This is a genomic window from Alteromonas antoniana, assembly GCF_019249295.1.
GTDB lineage: Bacteria > Pseudomonadota > Gammaproteobacteria > Enterobacterales > Alteromonadaceae > Alteromonas > Alteromonas antoniana.
The window spans coordinates 1-23,982 of record NZ_JAESDH010000007.1 but is presented as its reverse complement, the minus strand read 5'-3'; the positions used below and the strand labels follow the sequence as shown (position 1 = coordinate 23,982).

The 23,982-nt window shown below is 48.7% G+C and carries 20 protein-coding genes; 13 read left to right on the top strand and 7 right to left on the bottom strand.

Annotated features, from left to right (window positions below; genetic code table 11):
* Positions 1–31 precede the first annotated feature (31 nt).
* Genes mnmA through JKP77_RS07485 form a run of 6 tightly spaced genes read left to right on the top strand, consistent with a single transcriptional unit; the run spans position 32 to position 6,131 of the window.
* Positions 32–1,141, top strand: a complete 1,110-nt coding sequence (mnmA, locus tag JKP77_RS07510) for a tRNA 2-thiouridine(34) synthase MnmA (RefSeq protein ID WP_218310572.1) — start codon at positions 32–34, stop codon at positions 1,139–1,141.
* Positions 1,141–1,767 (top strand): high frequency lysogenization protein HflD, encoded by a 627-nt coding sequence (gene hflD / locus JKP77_RS07505; RefSeq protein WP_218310571.1) that lies wholly within the window; start codon positions 1,141–1,143, stop codon positions 1,765–1,767. Before mnmA ends, hflD begins: the two co-directional genes overlap by 1 nt.
* Positions 1,768–1,781: 14 nt before the next feature.
* The gene (gene purB / locus JKP77_RS07500; RefSeq protein ID WP_218310570.1) at positions 1,782–3,158 is read left to right on the top strand and encodes an adenylosuccinate lyase; all 1,377 of its coding nucleotides are present in this window, start codon (positions 1,782–1,784) and stop codon (positions 3,156–3,158) included.
* A gap of 54 nt (positions 3,159–3,212) precedes the next feature.
* The gene (locus JKP77_RS07495) at positions 3,213–4,484 is read left to right on the top strand and encodes an adenylate/guanylate cyclase domain-containing protein (protein WP_218310569.1); all 1,272 of its coding nucleotides are present in this window, start codon (positions 3,213–3,215) and stop codon (positions 4,482–4,484) included.
* A 4-nt stretch (positions 4,485–4,488) separates the two neighbouring features.
* Complete coding sequence (locus tag JKP77_RS07490) at positions 4,489–5,613, top strand: JmjC domain-containing protein (RefSeq protein ID WP_218310568.1); 1,125 nt, start codon at positions 4,489–4,491, stop codon at positions 5,611–5,613.
* A 59-nt stretch (positions 5,614–5,672) separates the two neighbouring features.
* Entirely contained in the window at positions 5,673–6,131 is a 459-nt protein-coding gene (locus JKP77_RS07485) for a GNAT family N-acetyltransferase (protein ID WP_218310567.1), read from the top strand.
* A 175-nt stretch (positions 6,132–6,306) separates the two neighbouring features.
* On the opposite strand, the gene JKP77_RS07480 is transcribed toward JKP77_RS07485, so the two are convergent.
* Together JKP77_RS07480 and ydiJ are read right to left on the bottom strand one after the other, a co-directional pair.
* Entirely contained in the window at positions 6,307–6,723 is a 417-nt protein-coding gene (locus tag JKP77_RS07480) for a DUF4826 family protein (RefSeq protein WP_218310566.1), read from the bottom strand.
* A gap of 12 nt (positions 6,724–6,735) precedes the next feature.
* Positions 6,736–9,792 (bottom strand): D-2-hydroxyglutarate dehydrogenase YdiJ, encoded by a 3,057-nt coding sequence (ydiJ, locus tag JKP77_RS07475; protein WP_420840059.1) that lies wholly within the window; start codon positions 9,790–9,792, stop codon positions 6,736–6,738.
* Between the two features lie 191 nt (positions 9,793–9,983).
* Between ydiJ and JKP77_RS07470 the strand changes: the two genes are divergently transcribed.
* Both JKP77_RS07470 and JKP77_RS07465 read left to right on the top strand, forming a co-directional pair.
* Positions 9,984–10,199: a tellurium resistance protein TerC gene (locus JKP77_RS07470; RefSeq protein WP_218310564.1), complete on the top strand. Its 216-nt coding sequence runs from the start codon at positions 9,984–9,986 to the stop codon at positions 10,197–10,199.
* Between the two features lie 201 nt (positions 10,200–10,400).
* Positions 10,401–10,589 carry a hypothetical protein gene (locus JKP77_RS07465; RefSeq protein WP_218310563.1) on the top strand — a complete coding sequence of 63 codons (189 nt, stop codon included), beginning with the start codon at positions 10,401–10,403 and terminating at the stop codon, positions 10,587–10,589.
* Positions 10,590–10,988: 399 nt separating this feature from the next.
* Here the strand turns inward: JKP77_RS07465 and ppsA are convergent, their stop codons facing one another.
* The gene (gene ppsA, locus JKP77_RS07460) at positions 10,989–13,361 is read right to left on the bottom strand and encodes a phosphoenolpyruvate synthase (protein ID WP_218310562.1); all 2,373 of its coding nucleotides are present in this window, start codon (positions 13,359–13,361) and stop codon (positions 10,989–10,991) included.
* A gap of 192 nt (positions 13,362–13,553) precedes the next feature.
* Here ppsA and ppsR point away from each other — a divergent pair, with 192 nt between their 5' ends.
* A complete protein-coding gene (gene ppsR, locus JKP77_RS07455; RefSeq protein ID WP_218310561.1) occupies positions 13,554–14,366 on the top strand; it encodes a posphoenolpyruvate synthetase regulatory kinase/phosphorylase PpsR in 813 nt (270 codons plus the stop codon).
* Positions 14,367–14,439: 73 nt separating this feature from the next.
* On the opposite strand, the gene JKP77_RS07450 is transcribed toward ppsR, so the two are convergent.
* Positions 14,440–16,434, bottom strand: a complete 1,995-nt coding sequence (locus tag JKP77_RS07450; RefSeq protein WP_218310560.1) for a tetratricopeptide repeat-containing sulfotransferase family protein — start codon at positions 16,432–16,434, stop codon at positions 14,440–14,442.
* Between the two features lie 58 nt (positions 16,435–16,492).
* Positions 16,493–19,183: a TonB-dependent receptor gene (locus JKP77_RS07445; RefSeq protein WP_218310559.1), complete on the bottom strand. Its 2,691-nt coding sequence runs from the start codon at positions 19,181–19,183 to the stop codon at positions 16,493–16,495.
* A gap of 306 nt (positions 19,184–19,489) precedes the next feature.
* Here JKP77_RS07445 and JKP77_RS07440 point away from each other — a divergent pair, with 306 nt between their 5' ends.
* Complete coding sequence (locus JKP77_RS07440) at positions 19,490–21,457, top strand: BCCT family transporter (protein ID WP_218310558.1); 1,968 nt, start codon at positions 19,490–19,492, stop codon at positions 21,455–21,457.
* Positions 21,458–21,490: 33 nt separating this feature from the next.
* Positions 21,491–21,967: a MarR family winged helix-turn-helix transcriptional regulator gene (locus tag JKP77_RS07435; RefSeq protein WP_218310557.1), complete on the top strand. Its 477-nt coding sequence runs from the start codon at positions 21,491–21,493 to the stop codon at positions 21,965–21,967.
* A 34-nt stretch (positions 21,968–22,001) separates the two neighbouring features.
* Here the strand turns inward: JKP77_RS07435 and JKP77_RS07430 are convergent, their stop codons facing one another.
* Positions 22,002–22,367: an RnfH family protein gene (locus JKP77_RS07430; protein WP_218310556.1), complete on the bottom strand. Its 366-nt coding sequence runs from the start codon at positions 22,365–22,367 to the stop codon at positions 22,002–22,004.
* On the bottom strand, positions 22,364–22,795 hold the full coding sequence (locus tag JKP77_RS07425) for a type II toxin-antitoxin system RatA family toxin (RefSeq protein ID WP_218310555.1): 432 nt from the start codon (positions 22,793–22,795) through the stop codon (positions 22,364–22,366). The genes JKP77_RS07430 and JKP77_RS07425 overlap by 4 nt, the downstream gene beginning before the upstream one ends.
* A gap of 149 nt (positions 22,796–22,944) precedes the next feature.
* On the opposite strand from JKP77_RS07425, the gene smpB reads away from it, so the two are divergent.
* Together smpB and JKP77_RS07415 are read left to right on the top strand one after the other, a co-directional pair.
* Positions 22,945–23,424: an SsrA-binding protein SmpB gene (smpB, locus tag JKP77_RS07420; protein ID WP_218310554.1), complete on the top strand. Its 480-nt coding sequence runs from the start codon at positions 22,945–22,947 to the stop codon at positions 23,422–23,424.
* 129 nt (positions 23,425–23,553) lie between these two features.
* Positions 23,554–23,982 (top strand): IS4/Tn5 family transposase DNA-binding protein (locus JKP77_RS07415; protein WP_274608639.1); only part of this gene is annotated, 429 nt, incomplete at its 3' end.

Below are 23,982 nucleotides of genomic sequence, written 5' to 3'. Positions count from 1 at the left end.
AAGTAACCAACCAGCGAGTGTCGAGCAAACGGTGTCTGAAACAGCTTCTCCTGCAACGAAAAAAGTCATAGTCGGCATGTCCGGCGGTGTCGATTCTTCTGTCTCTGCCTACCTGTTAAAAGAACAGGGCTATCAGGTAGAGGGCCTGTTTATGAAAAACTGGGAAGAGGACGATAATGATGAATACTGTGCTGCGGCAGAGGACCTGAAAGACGCGCAGGCAGTGGCTGATAAGCTTGGCATTGAGTTACACACTATAAATTTCGCGGCAGAATACTGGGACAACGTATTCGAATACTTCCTCGAAGAATACAAAGCCGGTCGCACCCCAAATCCTGACATCATGTGCAACAAAGAAATCAAATTCAAAGCGTTTCTTGAGTTTGCAGCAGAAGACCTGGGTGCAGATTATATTGCTACGGGGCACTATGTCCGTCGTCGCCATCAGAACGACCACTGGCAAATGTTACGCGGCCTGGACAACAATAAAGATCAGAGTTATTTCCTTTATACACTTGGCGAGGAACATATTGCCAAAACTCTGTTTCCTGTCGGTGAGCTGGAAAAGCCCCTGGTGCGGAAAATCGCGGAAGATCAGGGATTGGTTACTCACGACAAGAAGGACTCTACCGGTATCTGCTTTATTGGCGAGCGTAAGTTCAAAGACTTTTTGTCACAGTACTTGCCAGCCCAGCCTGGAGTTATCGAAACCGCAGAAGGCGAAGAGATTGGCAAGCACGAAGGTTTGATGTATCACACCCTAGGGCAGCGCAAAGGCTTGCATATCGGCGGACTTGCAGATTTCGGTGACGATCCTTGGTATGTGGTAGACAAAGATGTAGAACGCAATGTATTAATTGTTGGCCAGGGTGCTGACCACCCCCGTTTGTACTCAAAAGGCCTGATCGCAAAACAGCTTCACTGGGTTGACCGACAGCCGCTGAACACGCCTGTTCGTGCGGCTGTGAAAACCCGTTATCGTCAGGCTGATATTCCCTGCACAATCACGCCGGTAGGTGATGATCAGGTTGAGGTCATATTTGACGAGCCGCAAAAAGCGGTTACCCCCGGACAATCCGCGGTATTCTATCAGGAAGAAGTCTGCCTGGGTGGCGGCATTATTGAGAGTTATATCCGCTGATGTTAGATCCACAAATAGAAAAAACGTTGGCGCTGGCAGGTGTTTGTCAGGCCGCCTCACTGGTTCAGCAACTGGCTCGCCGCGGCACCATTGATAAACAGGCATGTGAAGCGTCACTGTCAAGCATTCTGGTGACCGATCCAGAGACCCCGCAACATGTTTTTGGAAAACTAAGCAATCTGGAAGTGGGCTACCGAACTCTGGTAGCGCAACTGTCAGATAAGTCAGCGACCAAAGATACCGAGCTGACACGCTATATTGCGAGTATGCTTGGCCTTGAGCGCAAACTGGCCAAAAAGCAGTCCGCGCTGGGTGAACTGGGCAACCGCATTTCGCACGTTCAGCGCCAACTCGCCCACGTTGACTTTGACAATGTGCAAATTGTGTCTTCCCTTGCCAGTATTTACTCAGACATTGTCAGCCCGCTGGCACCGCGCATTCAGGTCGCTGGTAATCCGGATTACCTCGGTCAGCCGGTAAACCAACACCGTGTCCGGGCGTTGCTGCTCGCAGGGGTTCGCTCTGCTGTCATGTGGCGACAAATGGGCGGCAAGCGCAGACAAATCCTGTTTAACAGAAAAGATATTTTACATAGCGCTAAGCAGGCGCTGAGATTAATCAATTAGTTGAGGAGCTACAGGTGGAACTGACTCAGTTGACCGCAATTTCCCCCGTCGATGGCCGCTACGCCGGCAAAACCGAAGAACTGCGCAGTATTTTCAGCGAATATGGTCTGTTGAAATATCGCGTACAAGTGGAAGTTCGCTGGCTACAAATGTTATCAAACCACGAGCAGATCGCCGAAGTGCCTGCCTTCTCTTCACAGTCTACTGCCCTGCTGGATTCGATTGTTGAGAACTTTTCTGTTGATGATGCGATGCGCATCAAACACATTGAAAGCACAACCAATCATGATGTGAAAGCGGTTGAATACTTTCTGAAAGAAAAAGTGGCTGATAACAGCGAACTGAATGCTATCAGCGAGTTTATTCACTTCGCCTGTACCTCTGAAGATATCAACAACCTTTCACATGGCCTGATGCTTACCGAAGCCCGTGACGATGTGATTCTGCCTTATTGCGATAAGCTGATTGATGCGCTGACAGCGTTGGCAAAAAAATACAAAACCGTTCCTATGATGGCGCGTACACACGGCCAACCAGCCTCCCCTACTACCATGGGTAAAGAGATGGCGAATGTGGCGGTGCGACTTAAACGCCAGCGTGCACAAATCGCTGAGGTATCCATTCTGGGTAAAATTAACGGTGCAGTAGGAAATTACAATGCGCACCTTTCTGCCTATCCGGATGTGGACTGGCACGCGGCTGCAGAGCAATTTGTAACCAGCCTCGGACTGACATGGAACGCGTTTACCACACAAATCGAACCGCATGACTACATTGCGGAGCTGTTCGATGCCGTTTCCCGCTTCAACACGATCCTGATCGATTTTGATCGTGATGTGTGGGGATACATCGCGTTAGGCCACTTTAAACAAAAAACCGTGGCTGGAGAAATTGGCTCATCTACCATGCCGCACAAAGTCAATCCTATCGACTTTGAAAACTCTGAAGGTAACCTGGGCATCGCGAATGCCATCTTTGATCACCTTGCCGCCAAGCTTCCGATCTCCCGCTGGCAGCGCGACCTGACCGACTCAACGGTACTGCGCAATCTCGGGGTTGGCGTAGGTTATGCGGTAATCGCGTATCAGGCGTCACTGAAAGGGATCAGCAAGCTGGAAGTCAATGAGCAGAGTCTGCTTGATGAACTTAACAATAACTGGGAGCTGCTGGCTGAGCCGATTCAGACGGTTATGCGCCGCTACGGCATTGAGAAGCCTTACGAGAAGCTCAAAGAACTGACTCGCGGTAAGCGTGTTAATGCTGCGGCTATTGGTGAATTTATCGATTCTCTGGACATGCCTGAAAGTGCGAAAACTGAACTAAAAGCCCTGTCGCCAGCGTCATATATTGGCCAGGCAATCCGGCTTGTCGATCAGTTACTGGAAGGCTAAAACCGGTTTACACTCCGGGGACATGTCAGGTTTGACCTATCCCCGGAGGAACACATGCACACCTTACCTGCGTTATCTGGCAGCGAAAAGCACCTGCTAACGCAGCTTTATCAGACAAGCAAGTTGTTACTGGCTTGTTTGATTTTACAACTCCCTTTTGGCCTGTGGCATTTTAGACAAGGTCCCGCTTTTGCATTACTCAATATCGTAATCCACATCGCCGTTATTGCGATAGTTGTGCGTATGTGCTCACGTCAGCAATTCTATAATGCAAGGCGGATAATGCTTTTTGGCTTTATGAGTTTTGTATCGCTGGCTGCAATTATCTGGCAGCAACCCGGCATTCCCTACTTCTTATTGCTTGGTACAGTGACCTGCGGCTTTTTCTTCCGACGAAAAGAATTAAAAAGTCAGAGAATGTGGGCTGCGGCGTTTGCGTTGATGTTCATTGCGCTGAACCTGCAGAGTTTTACGAGCTCATCTGGTCTGGAGCTGGCTGTGCATGTCAGCAATACCATTACACTCGCCTGTGCAAGCCTGCTTATCCTTTATACCCTTGATATCCACAGTAAGCGCCGATGGCTACACATGCTTGCTTCTCAGCGACAAATGCAGGAACGATTGCAACAGCTTCTGCCCCCGGTCGCATGTTCACCTGCGCAAAGTATGTCATCGGGAGAAACCTTTCCTATTGATTCCTGTGCCGTGTTATTTGCCGACATGGCGGGCTATAAAAGCCTGACAACAAAACTGGATGACGAAGACATAGTGTGTGTGCTTAACGCCCTCTATCAGCGTTTTGATCAGCGAGCCCAGCTGATGGGTATTTGCCGCATCAAAACGAACGGCGATGAATATATGGCTGCACTATCCGGTGCCTTTACGTCCCGTGAAAATCAACATTGTGATGTTGCAGAGGATATGCTGCGTTATGCTCGTCAGATCAGTCAGGACTTTTGTCAGGTGACCAGCGAGTTTTCCATCGGCGTAGAGTTACGCATCGGCATTGCCTTGGGGCCGGTGCGCGGTGGCATGATAGGCCTGCAACGGCCGGCATTCGATATATGGGGTCGCACCGTCAATCTGGCCTCGTTACTGGAGCAAATCAGTCCTCCTGGTTTTATTACAGCCTGTCCGCAATTTTACGAAGCGCTGTCTGCTTCTAAAAATCAGGTGACATGCCGTAAGGGAGTGGCACTACCTGACGGGCCGGGATACGCCCTGCGGTTCACCACAAATCAGGCAGTAGATACACGACATCTGAATACAGAATTGAAGCCGGGACGGTCTCACGCCATAATGCGAGGCGAATTTTCAACAGAGTAGAGTCATGACGTTTTCCCCCTCGCAGTTTTTGTCACAGCACTGGCAAAAAAGCCCCGTTGTGTTACGCAGTTTTTTCCCAGATTTTGAAGATCCCATCGATGAGCATGATCTGGCAGGGCTGGCACAGGAAGAAGACATTGATAGCCGTATTATTGCGTATGCAGATAATCATTGGCACGTAACACATGGCCCTATCGCGTCCTTTGAGGACGCGTGCCGGGGCCAGTGGACTTTACTGGTTCAGGCTGTAGACCGCTACATACCTGAAGTCAGTGACTTAATGAACGCATTTGACTTTATTCCCTACTGGCGCATGGACGATGTCATGATCAGCTTTGCCAATCAAGGCGCAGGGGTTGGTCCGCATGAAGACCAGTACGATGTCTTTCTCATTCAGGGCAAAGGCAGTCGTCAATGGCGTGTGGGAGAGCCGGGCCAGTACACCGAGCACTTCCCGCACCCTAACCTCAGACAACTGCAGTCATTCCCAACCTGGAAAACCTTCACGCTACACCCCGGCGATGTGCTGTATATACCGCCCGGCTGGCCGCATGACGGTATAGCAGAGTCAGATTGCCTCACCTACTCCATCGGCTTCCGGGCACCGGATACGGCGCTGCTGGCACAACAGTTGACCGAAGGGTTAATTGGTGGCGATCTAATTGGAAAACGCTATTCTGATCCGGAACTAGCAATGCGTTCTCACCCGGCCATAGTAAACGAGTCTGAAATTTCCTCACTAAAGGAGCTTTTACTTTCTCAGCTATCAAGCCCGGAGTTTGACGATAATCTGATGCGGTTTTTGTCTGACCAGCAGTTACCTTACAACCTGCCAGATTCGTTACTGACTCCAGAGGCGTTGCGCCACGAGCTAGTGAATGGTGCAACGTTTGGACTGGCCAGTGGTTGTCACCCGATATACCCGCAAAAACAACCTGCTGACAGCTTCATCTTTTACGTGAACGGTGAGCAGTTCGCCGCCTCACCGAGCGATCGGGAACCGGTTGAATTGATACTGAAGGGACAGCCGGTCAACGCCGCCTGGATGCAGTCTTTGGGTACCTTGGCGTTTATCGATATCATGACTATACTGATCAATAAGGGATACTGGGAGCGTATGGATACGTAACAGTGTTATTTCACTGTTAATTTTTACGCAAACTCCAATGCTCTGAAAATGGTGAACAAATGACGTTTCGTGTTGAAAACGTCGATTGGATGACAGGTAGAGATCGACTCGAAAAATTGCGTGAGCACGTATTTGTGCTCGAGTGGCGGTTACCCAGAGAAGCTGAATTTGATGAACATGATGATTCGGCGTTTCATGTTCTGATTATTGGCCCTGGCGATGCCCCGGTAGCGACAGGCAGGCTGACCCAGCATGGCGAAATCGGGCGAGTGGCGGTAAAGCGTCAGTATCGCTCTTTGCAGATGTACAAGCGGCTTTTTAATGCGCTTGTTGGCCTCGCTAAAACGCACGATGTTCCCGTGTTACATGTCAGCTGTGATTTAGACAGCGTGAATTACCACGAGAAACTGGGTTTTACGCCCGACGGGCCTGCTTTTATGGAAGCTGGCATACCACGCCAGAAAATGGCGTGCGATGTTAACCAGTTTACGCTTCCCGACGTTACGCATATGCACTAACTAAAAAAAGGTACAGTCAACAAGGACTGTACCTTTTTTCATTAAGGCGCTGCACACGGTTCTGGCGTAGATAACTACCACGGCATGCCATCGCAAATCGCAAACGCAGCACCGTGGTTAAGGCGTAATATTTTATGCCTAAAACTATCGCCAAAGCGGCTTAAGCAGTGACCACTTAGTCTTTCCAGAGCTGTTCAGCAGCCTGCATGTTGAAAAGGTTTTCAGCCCGCGCCTGCAACAAACCGGCAAATTCAAGCTGCGTTTTATCCTGCGTACCCGACTGACGGATGTTTTCGGCCTTTAGTTGCCACTGCATAGAAAAGTACTTAATGGCTTCGCGGGCATTCGATGCATTTTCATAAAGGGTATAGTCAGCAGGTAGATCGCCGCTCATTACCCAATAGAATTTTTCATCCAGCGCTTTCAATTTCCAGACCGCCACAAAAGGCACCAGGTAGCGGCTTTCTTCTGTCACTACAGAATGGAAAAGCACACCATTTTCAGCAAGATGTTTATTCGCGCGTTGAAATTGCGCTTTAACCCATTCCTCACGCTGCTCCTGTGTCATGGGCTGTTGTGTTTGTTCTGTCATAGTTATTCCAATTTAGCGTGTTGTTTTTCTTATACATGCCAGCAACGCCTGCAAAGGGTGCTGAGGTTTAAAATTTTCAATGCGGTCTACCTGACTTCGACAGGAATAGCCCGTTGCCATCACCTGTTCCGGCGAATAACGGCGGACAGCTTGTTCCCAGCTTAGTGCATAGATCCCCATTGAATTTTGCTTTTGGTCGGCTTCGTGGCCATATGTGCCAGCCATACCGCAACATCCTACACCGACGATGTCGACAGGTTGGCCAACCCTTGCGAACAAGGTCTGCCACAGCTTCTCTGACGTGGGTAACGCCGTCTTCTCAGTGCAGTGCGTAAACAGTGCCATAGGCGACTCGTTGGTGGACGTTTCCACATCACGCTCCCAACGGGTGTCGGGAAGTGTCTCAAGCCATTCATGGACCGCAAGTACGGTAAATTCGCCTCTTTGTTTACCTAAGGCTTTGACATATTCATCCCGGTAGCAAAGCACAAGCGAGGCATCGACACCGACCATGGGAATATTGAGCGACGCGACGTTATTCAAAAACGACGCTGTTGACGCCGCCGTGTCAGCGAATCGCTTCAGGAAGCCTTTCACATGCTCAGGTTTTCCATTGGGTTTAAATGGCAACAATACCGGCCGATAGCCCATCTCGCGCACCAGGCTGGTGAAGTCTGCGACAACCTGAGCATCGTAAAAGCTGGTGAACGGATCCTGTACGATCAACACGTACTTCTCCCTTTCACTCTCACTGAGCGATGACAACCTGGCCATATCAAAGGGTTCAGCGGTATGTTCTACACGCTTGGTAAGCACCGGTGACGACAACAGTGGCGTATCAACGTAACCGATTTGTTTTTCAATTAACCCAGCGACAATTTTACGACGAAGAAAGAAGTTCACAACGGTGGGCATCTTAGCCATTAACGGGGCCATGCGCTCGATATTGGCCACCATGTAATCTTTTTGCGGACGCAGGTATCGCTGATAATATATCGATAAAAATGTGGCTCTGAATTCAGGCACGTCTACCTTCACAGGGCACTGACTGGAGCAGGATTTGCACGCCAGACAGCCATTCATGGCATCCATCACTTCATGGGAGAAGTCAGCCTCGCTACTGCGGGTATTTTTCCAACGCTGAATAAACGATGTGCGGAAGTTATCGGCACTGAGCTTCGCGGTTTCAATACCAGACTCCCCTAACAACCGGATCCATTCACGGATCAGTCCTGCCCGGCCCTTCGGACTATGGCGGCGGTCACGGGTAATTTTACTGGACGGACACATTGGCGAGCTGGTGTCGTAATTGAAACACAACCCGTTACCGTTGCACTCCATCGCTGGCGCAAACGCCGATTTAAAGGCTACCGGAATCGTTCTGTCGAATGTTGCGCGTTTGGTATCGCTCACCTTTACCAGCTCATCATTGCTGGCAAGTGGCGTGCAGATCTTCCCGGGGTTCATCTTATTCCCCGGGTCAAATGCGCCTTTAATTTTGCGTAATTCTGCAAACAGCGACTCGCCAAAGAATTCCGGCCCGTATTCGCTGCGAAAACCTTTACCATGCTCGCCCCACATCAGACCGCCATACTTCGCTACCAGCGCGACTACCTCATCTGAGATACGGTGCATCAGTTTTTCCTGCTCGATATCACACAGATCCAGTGCAGGGCGAACGTGCAATACGCCCGCGTCGACATGACCAAACATGCCATATTTCAAGCCATGAGAGTCAAGCAGGTCACGAAACTCCATAATAAAGTCGGCCAGGTTTTCCGGCGGCACAGCGGTATCTTCAGCAAACGCGATAGGTTTCTGGCTGCCCTTCGTTTTGCCCAGCAGTCCGACGGCTTTTTTACGCATAGCGTAAATCCGGCCAATATCGGCTTTATCGAACGTTACCTGATAACCAATCACCCCATACTCGCCGCTTTCCGCTGCCCGGCTAAGCTCTTCTTCAAGGGTGTCAATCCGGGCTTTTATTTCCGCTTCATCATTACTGTTATACTCGACCATATTCAGGCCAAGTAACGTTTTATCAGGCACATCGGTGATGAGATCTGCAATGGAGTGCCAGATAATGTCAGTTTTTGCCAGGTTCAGAACCTTGCTGTCTACAGTTTCCACTGACGTTGCGTTTGCCGCTACCATCCTTGGCGCATGACGAAGTGCTGACTCGAAAGAGTCGTACTTAATGTTAACCAACGCCTTATGGGTCGCGATAGGAGTAAGCGATAATGTGGCTTCAGCAACCATCGCCAGAGAGCCTTCCGAGCCGGTTATCAACCGGCTGATATCAATTTTCTGATTATCGGCATCGTAAGCGTGTTCAAGATCATAGCCGGTCAGAAAGCGGTTCATGCGTGGGAACTTCGCGATAATTTCATCGCGTTTGTCTACCGATGTCGCTATTACCTGTCTGAGAATTCGGCCAAGGGTATCGCTTCGCTGGCTGCGCTTGCGCGCGTCATCTACATCCATTGGCGTGGTGATAAGCTCTTCACCGTTTGCAAGTACCGAAGTAAGTCCTAAAACATGATCACTGGTTTTACCGTATACCAGCGAGCCCTGCCCTGATGCATCGGTACTGATCATGCCGCCGATGGTGGCGCGATTGCTGGTAGACAAGTCCGGAGAAAAGAAGAAACCATGGGGACGCAGCGCATCGTTGAGCTGATCTTTAACTACCCCGGCCTCTACTCTCACCCAGCCTTCATCAATATTGATTTCCAGCACCCGGTTCATGTGACGGGAAATATCCACCACTATACCGTCAGTGAGACTTTGTCCGTTGGTTCCGGTGCCGCCGCCACGCGCTGAAAATTTTATCTCAGGATGTTGATTAGCCAATTCACCAAGGCACCGTAAATCGGCTTTCGATTTAGGAAACACGACCGCCTGTGGCAATTTTTGATACACAGAGTTGTCAGTTGCCACGGCAAGACGGCTGCCGTAACTGTATTCAATGTCTCCGCAAAAAGACGACTCGCCAAGCGCGTCAAGATAACGCAGATAATGCTCGGATACACTTTGCTGTGGTTCAACACGTGGAAGACTCAAAGACACCAACCTCCTCTGAAAACAGGAAAACAAGTATACCTAGCGAGCCCGGCAGTCTCTAGCGATAAGGGGGATTTTTATATTAATTACGCTTAAACTTTGTTCATTCTGATACAAATACTTACAACTGCGCACTTGGCATTGCACGCTATGACTGACAAAGTATCCTCTGACAGAATTTTGGAACCGGTAAACCTATGAAAGCAATTCGACTGACGCTTGGCGCGCTGCTCTTCACAGCGGGGGTTATCTTTACATTACTACCGGGCTCTATTTTATTCGTTCTGGGTGGGCTGGTGCTGTTAAGTTACGACTGGCCTCGCGCCAGAGGCTGGTTGCGTCACTGTCAAACCGGCATGTCACGCTCGGCCAGACGCATTGACCGTTTTTTGCTGGCCAGAAAACTTCGTTAACAGCTACGCCCATCGGAAGACGGCAGACGGTTCTCGTCTGTTATCAGTAAGATAAAACTAAACCTTCAGTATTGTCGCATCGTAATAATTTGTGTCTACCGCGTTCGATAGATTACGTCGCGCGCGTGTCGCGTTTAGCGTTTAGCGTTTAGCGTTTAGCGTTTAGCGTACCAGATTATTTACCGATTCAAAGGATTGCCAATGATTGCTATAAAAGTCATCGCGTTACTGCTGATAATTACCGGCTTTCTGATTTTTCAGTCTCTGTACTTTCAAAGTCAGCCTATTACCGAATCCTTTCTGCTGTTGGTAAATGCCATTATTGGCGGCATCATTGGTGGTCTTGGTGTGCATCTTTACGATATCTACAAGGCAAGGCCGAAAGGCTGATATTGGTGTGGGGCTAACGTATCGCCCATACTGCACTTTCGTGGCCCTCTGAACCGGGTCAGGTATACTGTGTTTCTGATGCAGCCACGTCCTTTTGTTGCTTTGCCCTCACAGCCAAAACACCGTTTTCAGCGCTACGATATCGATAAATGGTTTTCCAAGGGAAAGACCTGAGGAAGCTGCGATTACACGCTATCGCCAAAGCAAAACATCCTCTCCTTTTTACGTCTTAAAAAAACAAAAGCGAATTGCGAGCGTTAGTCCTACAGGATTACCCACTGGGAGCCTGTAAGTTGACACCTAAGGCCCGCTTGCGCCATCTGGCGTGAATACACAATAAAAAAAGCCGCAAGTGCGGCTTTTTTATCAGGACTTAATCATCCGAAATGGTGTTGTGCGTTAACCGTGGTTTTCTGCCAGGTATAACCAGGTCTCTACTACTGTGTCAGGATTCAGGGATACAGAATCAATCCCCTCTTTTACCAGCCAGGCAGCAAAGTCTTCATGATCTGACGGACCCTGACCACAAATTCCCACGTACTTGCCGCGCGCCTTAGCAGCCCGGATAGCCATAGACAACAGCGCTTTTACTGCTTCATCACGCTCTTCAAACAGGTGGGCAATCAGGCCGGAATCTCGGTCCAGACCCAGCGTCAGCTGTGTCAGGTCGTTAGAACCAATAGAGAAGCCATCAAAGATGTCCAGGAACTTATCTGCCAGCAAGGCATTGGACGGCAGTTCGCACATCATAATAACGCGCAGGCCGTTCTCTCCCTGCACCAGCCCTTCTTCTTTCAACAGCTCTATGACCTGTTTTCCTTCGTCCACTGTTCGCACGAACGGGATCATGATCTCAACATTGGTCAGCCCCATTTTACCGCGTACACGTTTGATCGCTTCACACTCCAGCGCAAAACAGTCACGGAAGTCTTCAGAGATATAACGGCTGGCACCGCGGAAACCCAGCATCGGGTTTTCTTCATCAGGCTCGTACTGGTATCCGCCCACCAGGTTAAAGTACTCGTTAGACTTAAAGTCAGACATACGTACGATAACTTTCTTCGGTGAGAATGCCGCGCCAATCGATGCGATCCCCTCAACCAGCTTTTCAATGTAAAACTCAGTCGGCGAGTCGTAGCCAGCGATCATGTCGCTGATTTCTTCTTTTAATTCTTCCGGCTGGTCGTCGAAGTTAAGCAGCGCTTTCGGGTGAACGCCAATCATGCGGTTGATAATGAATTCAAGACGGGCAAGTCCGACACCTTCGTTAGGCAGACGTGCAAAATCGAATGCGCGGTCCGGGTTACCTACGTTCATCATGACTTTCAGAGGCAAGTCAGGCATTGAGTCGATACGCGAGGTAACCACGTCGAACTCAAGCTCAGCGCCATAAATATAGCCTGTATCGCCCTCAGCACAAGACACAGTAATCTTGTCACCGTTGGCGATAGAGTCTGTGGCGTTACCGCAACCAACAACCGCCGGAATACCTAATTCACGTGCAATAATGGCAGCGTGACAGGTACGCCCGCCCCGGTTGGTAACGATCGCGGAGGCCTTTTTCATGATCGGTTCCCAATCCGGGTCGGTCATGTCAGTAACCAGCACATCACCGGCCTGAATTTTGTCCATCTCTTCAATTGAGCCAAGCACTTTCGCTTCACCGGCACCAATTTTATGACCGATGGCACGGCCTTCACAAACGATGTTGCTTTCGCCTTTTAACTGGAAACGCTCGATGCTCTGGCTGTCCTCGCGGCTGCGAACCGTTTCAGGGCGCGCCTGAACGATATAAAGCTTGCCATCTACGCCATCTTTCGCCCACTCAATATCCATCGGACGCTTGTAGTGCTTTTCGATGATCACGGCTTGCTTAGCCAATTCCATCACTTCATCGTCAGTCAGCGAGAAGCGCATGGAATCCTGCTTCTCAATATCAACAATGGATACCTGCTTACCATGGCTCTGATCGTCAGAGTAAATCATCTTAGTCAGCTTGCTGCCCAGGTTACGTCTAACAATCGACGGCAGGCCTTTGTCCAGCGTTGGTTTGTGTACATAGAATTCGTCAGGGTTAACCGCCCCCTGCACCACCATTTCGCCCAGACCGAATGAACTGGTGACGAATACCACATCTTCAAAGCCCGATTCCGTATCGATGGTGAACATAACACCTGAAGAAGCGATGTCGCTACGTACCATGCGCTGAATACCTGCGGAGAGCGCCACACCTTTGTGGTCGTAGCCCTGGTGAACACGGTACGAAATAGCACGGTCATTAAACAATGAGGCGAACACATGTTTAATGGCGACCATCACTGAATCATAGCCTTTCACATTCAGGAAGGTTTCCTGCTGGCCAGCGAAAGACGCATCCGGCATATCTTCCGCTGTCGCTGAAGAGCGTACCGCAAACGATGCTTCATCTCCCGCGTCGCCTTGCAGCGTGTCGAATGAGGACTTAATAGCCTCTTCCAATGCTGGCTGGAACGGCGTGTCGATGATCCACTGGCGAATATTTCTGCCTGCTTCGGTCAGCGCGCCCACATCATCCACGTCCAGTGAATCAAGCACCTGATGAATTTTCGCTTCTAAACCACTTTGTTCGAGAAATTCATTAAATGCCTCTGCGGTGGTAGCAAACCCACCTGGCACCTGAACGCCGGCATTTGCCAAATTGGAGATCATTTCCCCCAACGATGCATTTTTGCCGCCTACGCGACCGACATCATGCATGCCCAACTCTTGATACCAAAGTACGTATTCTTGCACTGCCAAAGCCTCCAAGCTTTTTTTAAAAGTGTCGCCCACCGAAGCGGGCGTGTAGGGTACAGTGAGAAGCTTGCAGTCGTAACGTCTCGACACGACTAGCTTTTCCACGAAACCATCTTAGAATGGGGAAAATTAGAAAGTAAAATTTTTTATGCTTTCGTAATAAATTTACAACAAAGTTAAGGAAATGTTGTGCGTACAGCTTTTTATATTTCAGACGGTACAGCGATTACTTCAGAGGTCTTTGGCCACGCCCTGCTTTCTCTGTTCCCGGTTCAGTTCAATCACAAAACGATTCCATTTGTCGAAACTGAGGAACATGCCTACAAGGTTTTAGAAAAAATATCTGAAAGTTTTCAAGACACCGGCGAAAGACCGCTCGTTTTTTATACAATTGTGAATGTAGATGTGCGCAAAATTATCTCCAAATCGGTGGGGATAAATTACAATTTCCTGGACCAATTCGTTGCGCCGCTGGAAAAAGTGCTTGGTGTGCCATCAAAACCAGAAAAACATCGTACCCACAGTATTCACGAAACCACCTACGATATTCGTATTGAGGCGGTTAACTATGCGCTGGCGAATGACGATGGCTCTAACCTGAAGAATTATCATGAGGCGGATATTATATTGGTAGGGGTATCGCGTTCTGGTAAAACCCCAACCAGCCTGTATCTGGCACTACAATACGGTATCAAAGCCGCCAACTACCCGTTTACAGAAGAAGACATGGGCGACATGCTTAAATTGCCTCCGGCGTTACGGCGATTCAAAGACAAGCTGTTTGGCCTGACAATTCATCCTGAGAGATTGAGCCAGATACGCTCAGAACGCCGCGCCAACAGTCGCTATGCATCCATTCAGCAATGCCGAATGGAATTGCGGGAAGTGGAAAATCTGTATCGAAAAGAAAAGATCCCATTCCTTAACAGTACCAAATACTCTGTAGAAGAAATTTCCGCGAAAATTCTGGCAGAGACCGGCTTGCAGCGCCGCAAGTATTAAGCGCAGCCTCTGCTGTTTTGATCACAAATGAGCAAGGGAAGGTGCAAATAAGCCTTCCCTATGCCTGTTACCTTCACGGATATTGCTGCAACGCGTCGAAAAGTGGTGTCAGGTGCGCTTCGAAAGGCTTCCATTGCCCCATCCCGGTTTTGTAAATAGGCTGTCTTACCTGTTCAGAACTTGGAGTTTTGATGACCCGCTGGGTTTGATGAAACGCCAGGCAAGCCTCTTCAAAGGGAAGCCCACAGAAATCCAGCAGCCTTTTCACCTGCCCTTCCAGGTCTTCAAGCAATGCTTCATGCTGCACTGTGAGTATTTCACCAGGCAGGACCTTATGCCAGTGATCCATCAAATCAACGTAAGCCCGGTAGTACCGACCTATTTCTTCCAGCCCGTAACTGAACTCCTGGCCATCACCAAACAGTTGTTTGTACCCGCTGAAACAACAATCAAAAGGATGTCTGCGCGCATCAATAATCTTTGCGTTAGGTAAAATGCGCTTTATCAACCCGATATGAATAAAGTTATTGGGCATTTTATCAATGAAATACGGGGCACCTTGTCGGTATGCGCTGGTCTGTTCAATGTATAGCCTTCCAAGTTGTTCGCATTGATCATCACTAAGCGATGGAAGGTTATACGGGTATGGCGTTTTCTGACCACTGATGCGCGAGGCAATGGTCAGAATATCATGCAGTTCCATCGTGCCGTCGACCTGAGAATGCGACGCCAGGATCTGTTCAAGCAGAGTCGAGCCTGCTCGCGGCAATCCGACGATAAAAATTGGAGCCGGATCAGAACACCCGGATTTACTGGTAAATAATGATGCCGGACAGGCTTCTTTCTGCGCATCCATGGCCGCTTCAGTGCGCGCGATATCAAACTGTGTTGTCGAATGTTTAAGTGCGTTACCTTTTTTATAATAGGCAAAGGACTTTTCGATGTTCTTTTTGTCCTCGTGAGCTTTACCCAACGCGAAACAAAGGTTAATCAAATCATCAAGTCTGAGCCCGTCACCTGAAGCCAGTGTCTCCATTTCTTTCAACAAGTCGTCAGAAAATGTATAGGTTTTCGTATTTGCCAAGCTCCAGTAAGCATCGCCAAAATCGGGCATATAACGAATAGCGGTTTCGTACGCACGGATTGCGAGCTCACGCTTACCCATTGCCTTCTGAGCATGGCCCAGTGCCAGCCACACTGCGGGGCGTTGTTCATTCGCACTGAGTAACTGATGATAAATAGCCTCGGCATCTTCTAATGTGCCCATGCCCACCAATGCAGAGGCGTGTGCCATTAACACTGACATGTCGCCGGGTTTCTGTTCTCTGCGCTTACGACAAAATGCTTCGGCCTGAGGGAATTTACCCAGCTTCGATAGCACAGACTGGTAAGCCACTGCGGCTCTTTCATGGTCAGGATGAATAGCCACACAGCTTTCCAGTAGAAATTCAGCCTCATAGTAGGCCTTTAATTTCATTCCTATCTCAGCCAGTAACACCATCGCCTCTGCGTCATGTTTGTGCTGTTGGAGGTACTTTCGACACAAACTGTCTGCAGCCGCTAACTGCCCGTCGTACATTAAGTCATGGGCCCCAAGTATGGGTTTTGGTAAAGACTCAAGAAAGGCGATTTGCTCACTGGCTAGTGACACCGCCTGCTGGTTGTCCTGTTCCTTGTAAATGCTAATCAGCTGTTGCCAACTCGCCAGCAATGCCGGATTAAAATGTGTAGCCTGGTAGAATGCTTTGGCTGCGGCTTTATTACTCCCCAGGGCTTTATAACTGTATGCCTGCTCCTGATATGCTCTGCCGTGATCCGGACGAACCGATAACAGCGCATTAATGTCATCAATGGCGCGCTGGTACTGCTTATTCAGTCGATGTGTCACCGCCCGCATGTATAGACACTCCGTACGCAGCCCCGTCGCTAGAGTGCTTTCAGATAGCAATGTGTCAATCATACTTTGAGCAGTGTTCAGCTGCCCCTGACTGATTGCCTGCCTTATTGCCTTAAGTGAAGGGAGAGAATGTGTTTGCGTATTTTGCATAGGTATAGATTGCCTAATCATACAAAAAACGGCAAGCCATTGCTGGCTTGCCGTTTTGATTAACTAACTTTTCTGACGATTAATAATAATCGTAAGAGAAGCGTACACCAACAGTGCGTGGTCTGTTTGTGACCACCTTCGGCGTGAATTGCTGCGTGTCAATGTTCAGAATGGCGCTTTCGTCGAATACGTTATCAACAAAAAGTTCTGCCTTCCATTCATCGTTAGTAATACCTACAGCCAGGTTCGCAATCATGTAGCTCTCCTGCACGTAGCGACCACCGCGGATCACCTCACCGTTTCGGTCGGTGTAAGTAGCACCTTCAAATACAGCGGCTTCGTCCTGAATTTTCAGACCAGAACCCGTGCCATAAATAAGCTGCGTCGCATCTTCCATCGCGTATGCATCCATCACCATTCCCGCCAGACGATCGCCGGTATAGCTTACAGATCCATTCACGTAACCGGTTTTACCATCATCAAGCTCAAAGAAGTAACGTGCATTGATGTTACCCGAGAAGTTTGCAGAGTAAGGTAACTCAGAACCTACGCCGGCAGCGATACCAACCAGTTCTTCGTTAATACTGGTAAGCTCAGTATCCAGTAAACTGAATGCTGCGTTGACCACCAGATTGTCCGTAGCCAGCCAGGTGATGTCTGCGTCTAAACCTTTGATCTCTGCATCACCTACGTTATCGGTGAATACCAGGAAGCTGATATTGGTCGGATCGAAACGTGAAGTTTGTAAATCTGAAATTTCTGAATAGTACGCCGTCGCGTTAACACGCACGATGCCGTCCAGGAAATCACCTTTCAAACCCAGTTCATAGTTATCCAGCGTATCGGTAGTCGAGTAAACCGGAATACGGAATCCTTCAAACTTACCTGACTGATTGTCTGCCAGACCACCACCCACGCGGTTTGTTACCGGCGGACGGAAACCTTCTGAGTAATTAGCGAATAACAGGATGTCATCTGTGGCTTTCCAGTCCAGAGAGAACTTAAAGATAGTATCGTCAACTGACAGTACGCCATCTGAACCCAGCTCAGACACTTCAAGCTGCCCGCTGTTAACTGAATTCTGCACTTCCACCGGATCAAGTCCAACCGCTGCCAATGCGTCCGGGTCCATAGAACCAAACGCTTTAACACGCGCACTGACGTCTACCGTTGAAGTTGAACCTTTGTACTCATCATCTATTTGATACCAGCGCGCGCCAACGCTAGCCGTTAACGTATCGGTCAGGTCATACTCTAACTGTCCGAATACCGCTACCTGTTCGATGGTATGCGTAATATCGTTTACAAAGCTCACTTCACCCGGGAATGGACCACCGTCAGAATTAATTCCTTCAGTGCCCAGAGTTGTGGTTGCTAAATTAGGAAAGAGTTCGGTATTTGCGATTTTGAATTGACCCACCGTCGCCACTTCCTGATCATCATAGAAAAGACCAGCAGTTACACGCCATGGAGTATCCATGGTGGTGTTGAATCGCAGTTCGTGCGTTGAACGTGTGGTATTCGTATCTTCTTTGAAATATTTGGTTGGATCCAGGCAGCGCTGATCATCCGGATCAGCCGTATAATCACAAACGTAGTACGACGCGTACAGACCACCGTTGGTATAGCCAGTGTAGTCAGCCAGCGTATCAATATCACGATCCAGATAGCCACCGGTGTAAACTACGTCCAGCTTTTCGAGACGACCTTCAAGGGTCCAGGTTGTCAGACCAAACTCGTCGTTATTTTCTTCTGGCTGAAAGCGGTTAGTGGAACTTTCGCCTTCAAGGTTAGGGTCATACGCGAACACACCTTCTGTTTCCAGAGTCTGTTGCGTGTGCTGTACCAGCAGATCCCACTGCTCATTGAAGATGTAAGACAGTCCAAACCGTGCACCTGAGTAAACCGCATCGTTAAAGTTGTCTTCTACCAGCGCGTCGTTCTGAGGTGAAACAACCGCTGCCTCTCCCATGGTGTTAATGTCAGGGTTTGTGATGCGTCTCTGATCCATGCCAATCGGATCGGCCAGTTTCCCGAAGTCTGCGGAGATACGGTCGATAACCTGTGCACTGCCAATGTAGCCGCCGTTGCCCGGATCGTTTTCAATATTATCAATCCAGCCACCCTGACGGTCGTTGTAGGCTGCAACACGCACTGCCATGTCGTCTGTAACGGCCATGTTGAAATACGCTTCAACCGCGTTGCTCATGTCACCGCCTTTGGTGAACGAGATAGACGTATCAAATCCTGCGCTGAAACCTGAATGATCTGGCTTGTTGGTAATCAGTCGAACCGTACCTGCCTGTGAGCTGGCACCAAACAGCGTACCTTGTGGACCTGGCAATACTTCTACGCGCTGAACATCTGTTGCATACACGTCAAGGTTACGTCCCGCCATTGATACCGGCTGTTCATCAACATAAAACGCCACCGAAGGCTGTAATGCCTGAACAGACGACAGCATAATATTTGACTGCGTTGTTGCCGCACCACGGATATAAATTTCGTTCTGACCAGGTCCTGTGCCCTGGAATACCACATTTGGAAGGAATTCAACGTAATCCTGGAAGTTATCGATTCCCAGATTTTCCAGCGCTTTTCCATCCAGCGCCGTGACCGAAACCGGAACATCCTGAATAGACTCCGTACGTTTCGTCGCGGTAACTTCGATGGTTTCAATTTTCGCCTTTGCAGTACTTGCTTCTTGCGCGGCAATCGAAGTAGACGCCAACGCAGCGACGATGGCACAGCTTACCTGTGTTTTTCGCATGATAGGTGTGTTCCTCTGTTACTAGTTAAACTATTATTATTCGACATACTTTTACTAAAGCACTCTGTATTAGATCATACTTACCTTGCCAAATATTTCACTTATACTTTAATTCAAATTGTTTCATAAAATTTAACTTATTATTTTATTTAAAGATTTACACAAAAGAGAACAAATTTCCACCAATTGTCGACAGCAACACGAATAATTACAGCAGAAGTTTATAAATACTGCTCCATACGATATATTCATGCGTAACAACGATAATTCGAATAAATTCATTACCGACAGAAGGATGTCTACTGCGTGAGTGACTCTCAACCGAAATCTCCTTTGAACAAGCCGGTGTTCATTACATCATCTGTTGTCATCGTACTTCTGATGGTGTTTGCAGCAGGAATGCCCAAGCTTGCCGATAGTCTTTTTTCTGCAATGCAGTCTGTTATTGTGTCCAACGGCAGTTGGTTCTACGTACTGACGGTTGCCATTATTCTGATTTTCGTCATCTTTTTGGGTGTCAGCCGGTACGGCGAGATAAAACTGGGACCGGATCACGCCACCCCCCAGTTTAGTTTTCCAACCTGGCTCTCCATGCTGTTTGCTGCAGGTATGGGTATTGGACTAATGTTTTTCGGGGTCGCTGAACCGCTCATGCATTATCTCTCTCCGCCTACCGCCGAGCCGGGAAGTGTGGAAGCTGTTCGCGAGGCAATGAAAACCACCTTTTTCCATTGGGGCGTCCACGCCTGGGCAATATATGCTGTGGTCGCACTGGTGTTAGGCTATTTCGCCTATCGACATAATTTGCCGCTAACGCTTCGATCTGCCCTTTACCCGTTAATCGGTGATAAGATTTACGGCTGGCCGGGTCACATCGTTGATATCTTTGCGGTTACCTCAACCATCTTTGGTGTATCGACTTCACTAGGCTTAGGCGCTTCACAGATTAATGCCGGATTGAATTACTTATTCGGAGTTCCCTCGAATACCACGGTTCAAATAATGTTAATGGCTGGTGTTGTTGCGTTGGCTATTGTTTCCGTCGCGACGGGGCTAGAAAAAGGCATCCGTCGGTTATCTGAAACCAACATGATTCTGGCAATTCTGTTATTGCTGTTTGTGCTGGTGTTAGGCCCAACGGTATTCTTACTACAGGCTTATCTGCAAAATACCGGAGCCTACGTTTCAGATATTGTCAGAAATACCTTCAACCTGTTTGCTTATGACAAAACCGACTGGATTGGCGGCTGGACCATCTTTTATTGGGGATGGTGGCTGGCATGGGCACCATTTGTCGGCCTGTTCATCGCTCGTATCTCATTTGGACGTACCATCCGCGAGTTTATTATCGGCGTTTTATTGATTCCTTCTGCTTTCACGCTGCTCTGGATGACTGTGTTTGGCAACACGGCGATAGATCTGGTGTTTACCCAGGGGCAAGAGATGCTGGCAAATATGGTCGAGCAAGACACCTCTGTGGCGCTGTTCGTTTTTCTTGAACAATTCCCGTTTTCCAGCGTGTTGAGTTTCATTGCCGTATTGATGGTTATCGTCTTTTTCGTGACATCATGCGACTCCGGCGCCATGGTTGTTGACATGCTGTGCTCTCACGGAGAGAACAATACACCAGTCTGGCAGCGTATTTACTGGGCTGTGGGCGTAGGCGTCGTTGCCGCAGTACTGCTTTATGCTGGCGGGCTGAACGCACTACAGACAATGACCATAGTGTCGGCTCTACCGTTTGCAATCGTTCTGTTAATTGCCTTGGTGGGCTTACTGAAAGCCTTAAGAGTGGAAGGTTACAAGCGGGAAAGCTTACAGGTACTCGCCGGAGCTCCGCCGCACTCTGATACCGATAAAAACTGGAAAGAGCGACTGGAAAACATCACCAGCTTTCCGGATAAGAATGTGGTGTCTCGGTTTATGAACAGGATTGTTGAGCCTGCACTTGAAGAAGTAGGGAAAGAGTTCAGGTCACAGGAATTCGAAGTAGATATTTCTAAAGAAGATAAGCTGATCACCCTTACGGTATCCATGGGTACTGATCCTGACTTTATTTACTCAGTTTATATGACTAAAACGGCGCAACCTGAATACGTCGCCCATGAAGAAAGTGTGGACGACGACGCGAACCAGACGTACTATCGCGCCGAAGTTCACTTGAGTGAAGGTGGCCAAAACTACGACATCATGGGATGGTCGAAGCTGGCTGTAATAAACGATGTCATTGATCACTATCAAAAACATCAACATTTCATACACTTGATGAAATAACACGTTTATTCAACTTGTATTGATGAGAATGGAATGCGGAAAGAAGAAGAACTGTTAGTGGCGTTGCGCAGAGTCATCCGAGCGGTTGACCTGCGCAGTAAGCATCTCAGTAAATCTGTGGGTCTTACCGGCCCACAGCTGATGGTTATGCAGAATATCCAGGAAAAGCCTGGGATCATGGTGAAAGACATTGCTGAAAATATTAACCTCAGCCCTGCCACGATTACTAATATTCTGGACAGGCTGGAAGCCAGAGATTTAGCGCAGCGTATTCGCAGCACCACAGACAAACGTAAAGTCGGTGTTTTTGTTACCGAAAAAGGAAAAGACGCTCTGCAAGATGCACCCCGCCCTTTGCAGGAACACTTCATTGAGCGCTTTAACCACCTAAAGGAATGGGAGCAAAGTCAGATGGTAGCAACAATGCAACGTATCGCTACCATGATGGACGCAGAAGATATCGATGCGTCACCGTTTCTTGAAGTGGGGAATTTATCAGACAGGAATTAGTGGGGTTACTGTGTAAGTGAATACTGTATCTGCATTATTCACTTTTTTCCTGTTCACTTTTTGATTTCAAGGGATTGGGCCTGCCGCCGGTTACTTTATCTGCGCGGCCCTCTTCTTTCGCTTTCTCCGCTCTGCGCTTTCGAACCTCTTTAGGGTCGGCAATAAGCGGCCGGTAAATCTCAATTCGATCGCCTTCTTTCACCTTATCTCGCAGTTTTACTACCCGGCTCCAGATCCCCACTTTCGCTTTATCAAGTTCGATATCAGGATACAGTGTCTGAATATTAGACGCCGCGATGACTTCCTCCACGCTGCTACCCGATTTAACGGCAAGCTCAACAATGGACTGCTTAGTCGGCAACGCATAGGCCACTTCAACGCTAATCATCTTTTCTGTCACGAGTACACGCTCCGGGCACGCTCGGTGAACGCATTGACCATACTTGTCGCCAGCGCATTGAACACTTTACCAAATGCCATTTCGGCCAATTTGTTACTGAATTCAAATTCAAGATTCAATTCAATTTTACAGGCTTCTTCGGACAGTGCAGAGAACGTCCAGCCGCCGGTAAGACGTTTAAACGGCCCTTCAACTAACTGCATATCGATTCTGGAGGCCGGATACAGGGTATTGTGGGTAGTAAACCATTGTTTTATGCCTGCCTTTGCCACCAACAGCGAGGCTTTCATTTCCTCGGCGGTGTTCTCAAGCACTTTGCTATCCTGGCAGCCTGGCAAAAATTCAGGGTACGACTCAACATCATTGACCAAATCAAACATAGCTTGTGCACTGTGAGCCACCAGGGCACTGCGTTGAATACTCGGCATTTACACTCTACTGTGTTTTCAGAAAACGCGCAGTTTATCATGAGAAATCCGACGCGACTAACCTTCCCTTCGCACAATTCATCCCCACATACCACGATAACTGCATAACTATTAAAGACTTTACGTGGACAATCAGTATAATACCGACCATGAAGAAAAATAAAGCCAACAAGAACTCAACCGGGACTATCGCGCTGAACAAAAAAGCGCGTCATGATTATTTCCTGGAAGATAAATTTGAAGCCGGTATGTCGCTGCAGGGATGGGAAATCAAAAGCATCCGTGAAGGCAAAGTGAACATTACCGATGCCTACGTCATTATTCAGAATGGAGAGGCGTATCTGGTGGGTAGCCGCATCACGCCGTTGAGTCAGGCCTCTACCCATGTCATATGTGAGCCAGAACGCGCGCGCAAGCTTTTATTAGGGCGTCGTGAACTAGACCGTCTGATGGGTGCGCGAGATCGCCAGGGTTACTCCATTATTGCCACCGCAATGTACTGGAAAAAATGCTGGGTGAAGCTGGAAATCTATCTGGCAAAAGGCAAACACAGCCATGATAAGCGCGATACAGTGAAAGACAGGGATTGGGCGCGACAGAAAGAACGCGTCATGAAACATAGCGTATAGCGTTAAAAAGCCTGTCATAAGACCTGTCTCTTATACACAAATCCCTGCTAAGTAATTAGTGGGGATTTTTTTTGAACTCTATTTACCAAGCTTGATCAGATCTTCCATTCCGCACTTAGGTGAAAGATCATGAATAACTCATCGCGCTGGGCAAAAGACACGTTTGGAAACACCAGTTTGGGTGATCCCCGTCGTACTTCGCGTCTGGTAAAGTTGGCTGAAACGCTTGCTGATAATCCAGGAAAATCGCTTATGAATATCACTGAATCTCCTGCAGATATGGAGGGAGCTTATCGCTTCATCCGAAACGATAACGTGGATGCAGAGGCCATTGCAGAAGCGGGGTTCTGCGCGGCACGTGTAAAGGCCGGACAGCATGGTACACTGCTGGCGCTGGAAGATACGACGACGATATCATTTAGCCACAGAACGCTTCGTAACCAGCTTGGGCATGTCAATCAGGGCGACCGGTGTCGAGGAATGTTAGCCCACAGCGTTTTACTTTTTGCTCCCGAGGAGAAAGAAATAGTCGGGTTAATTGCGCAGTCCCGATGGACG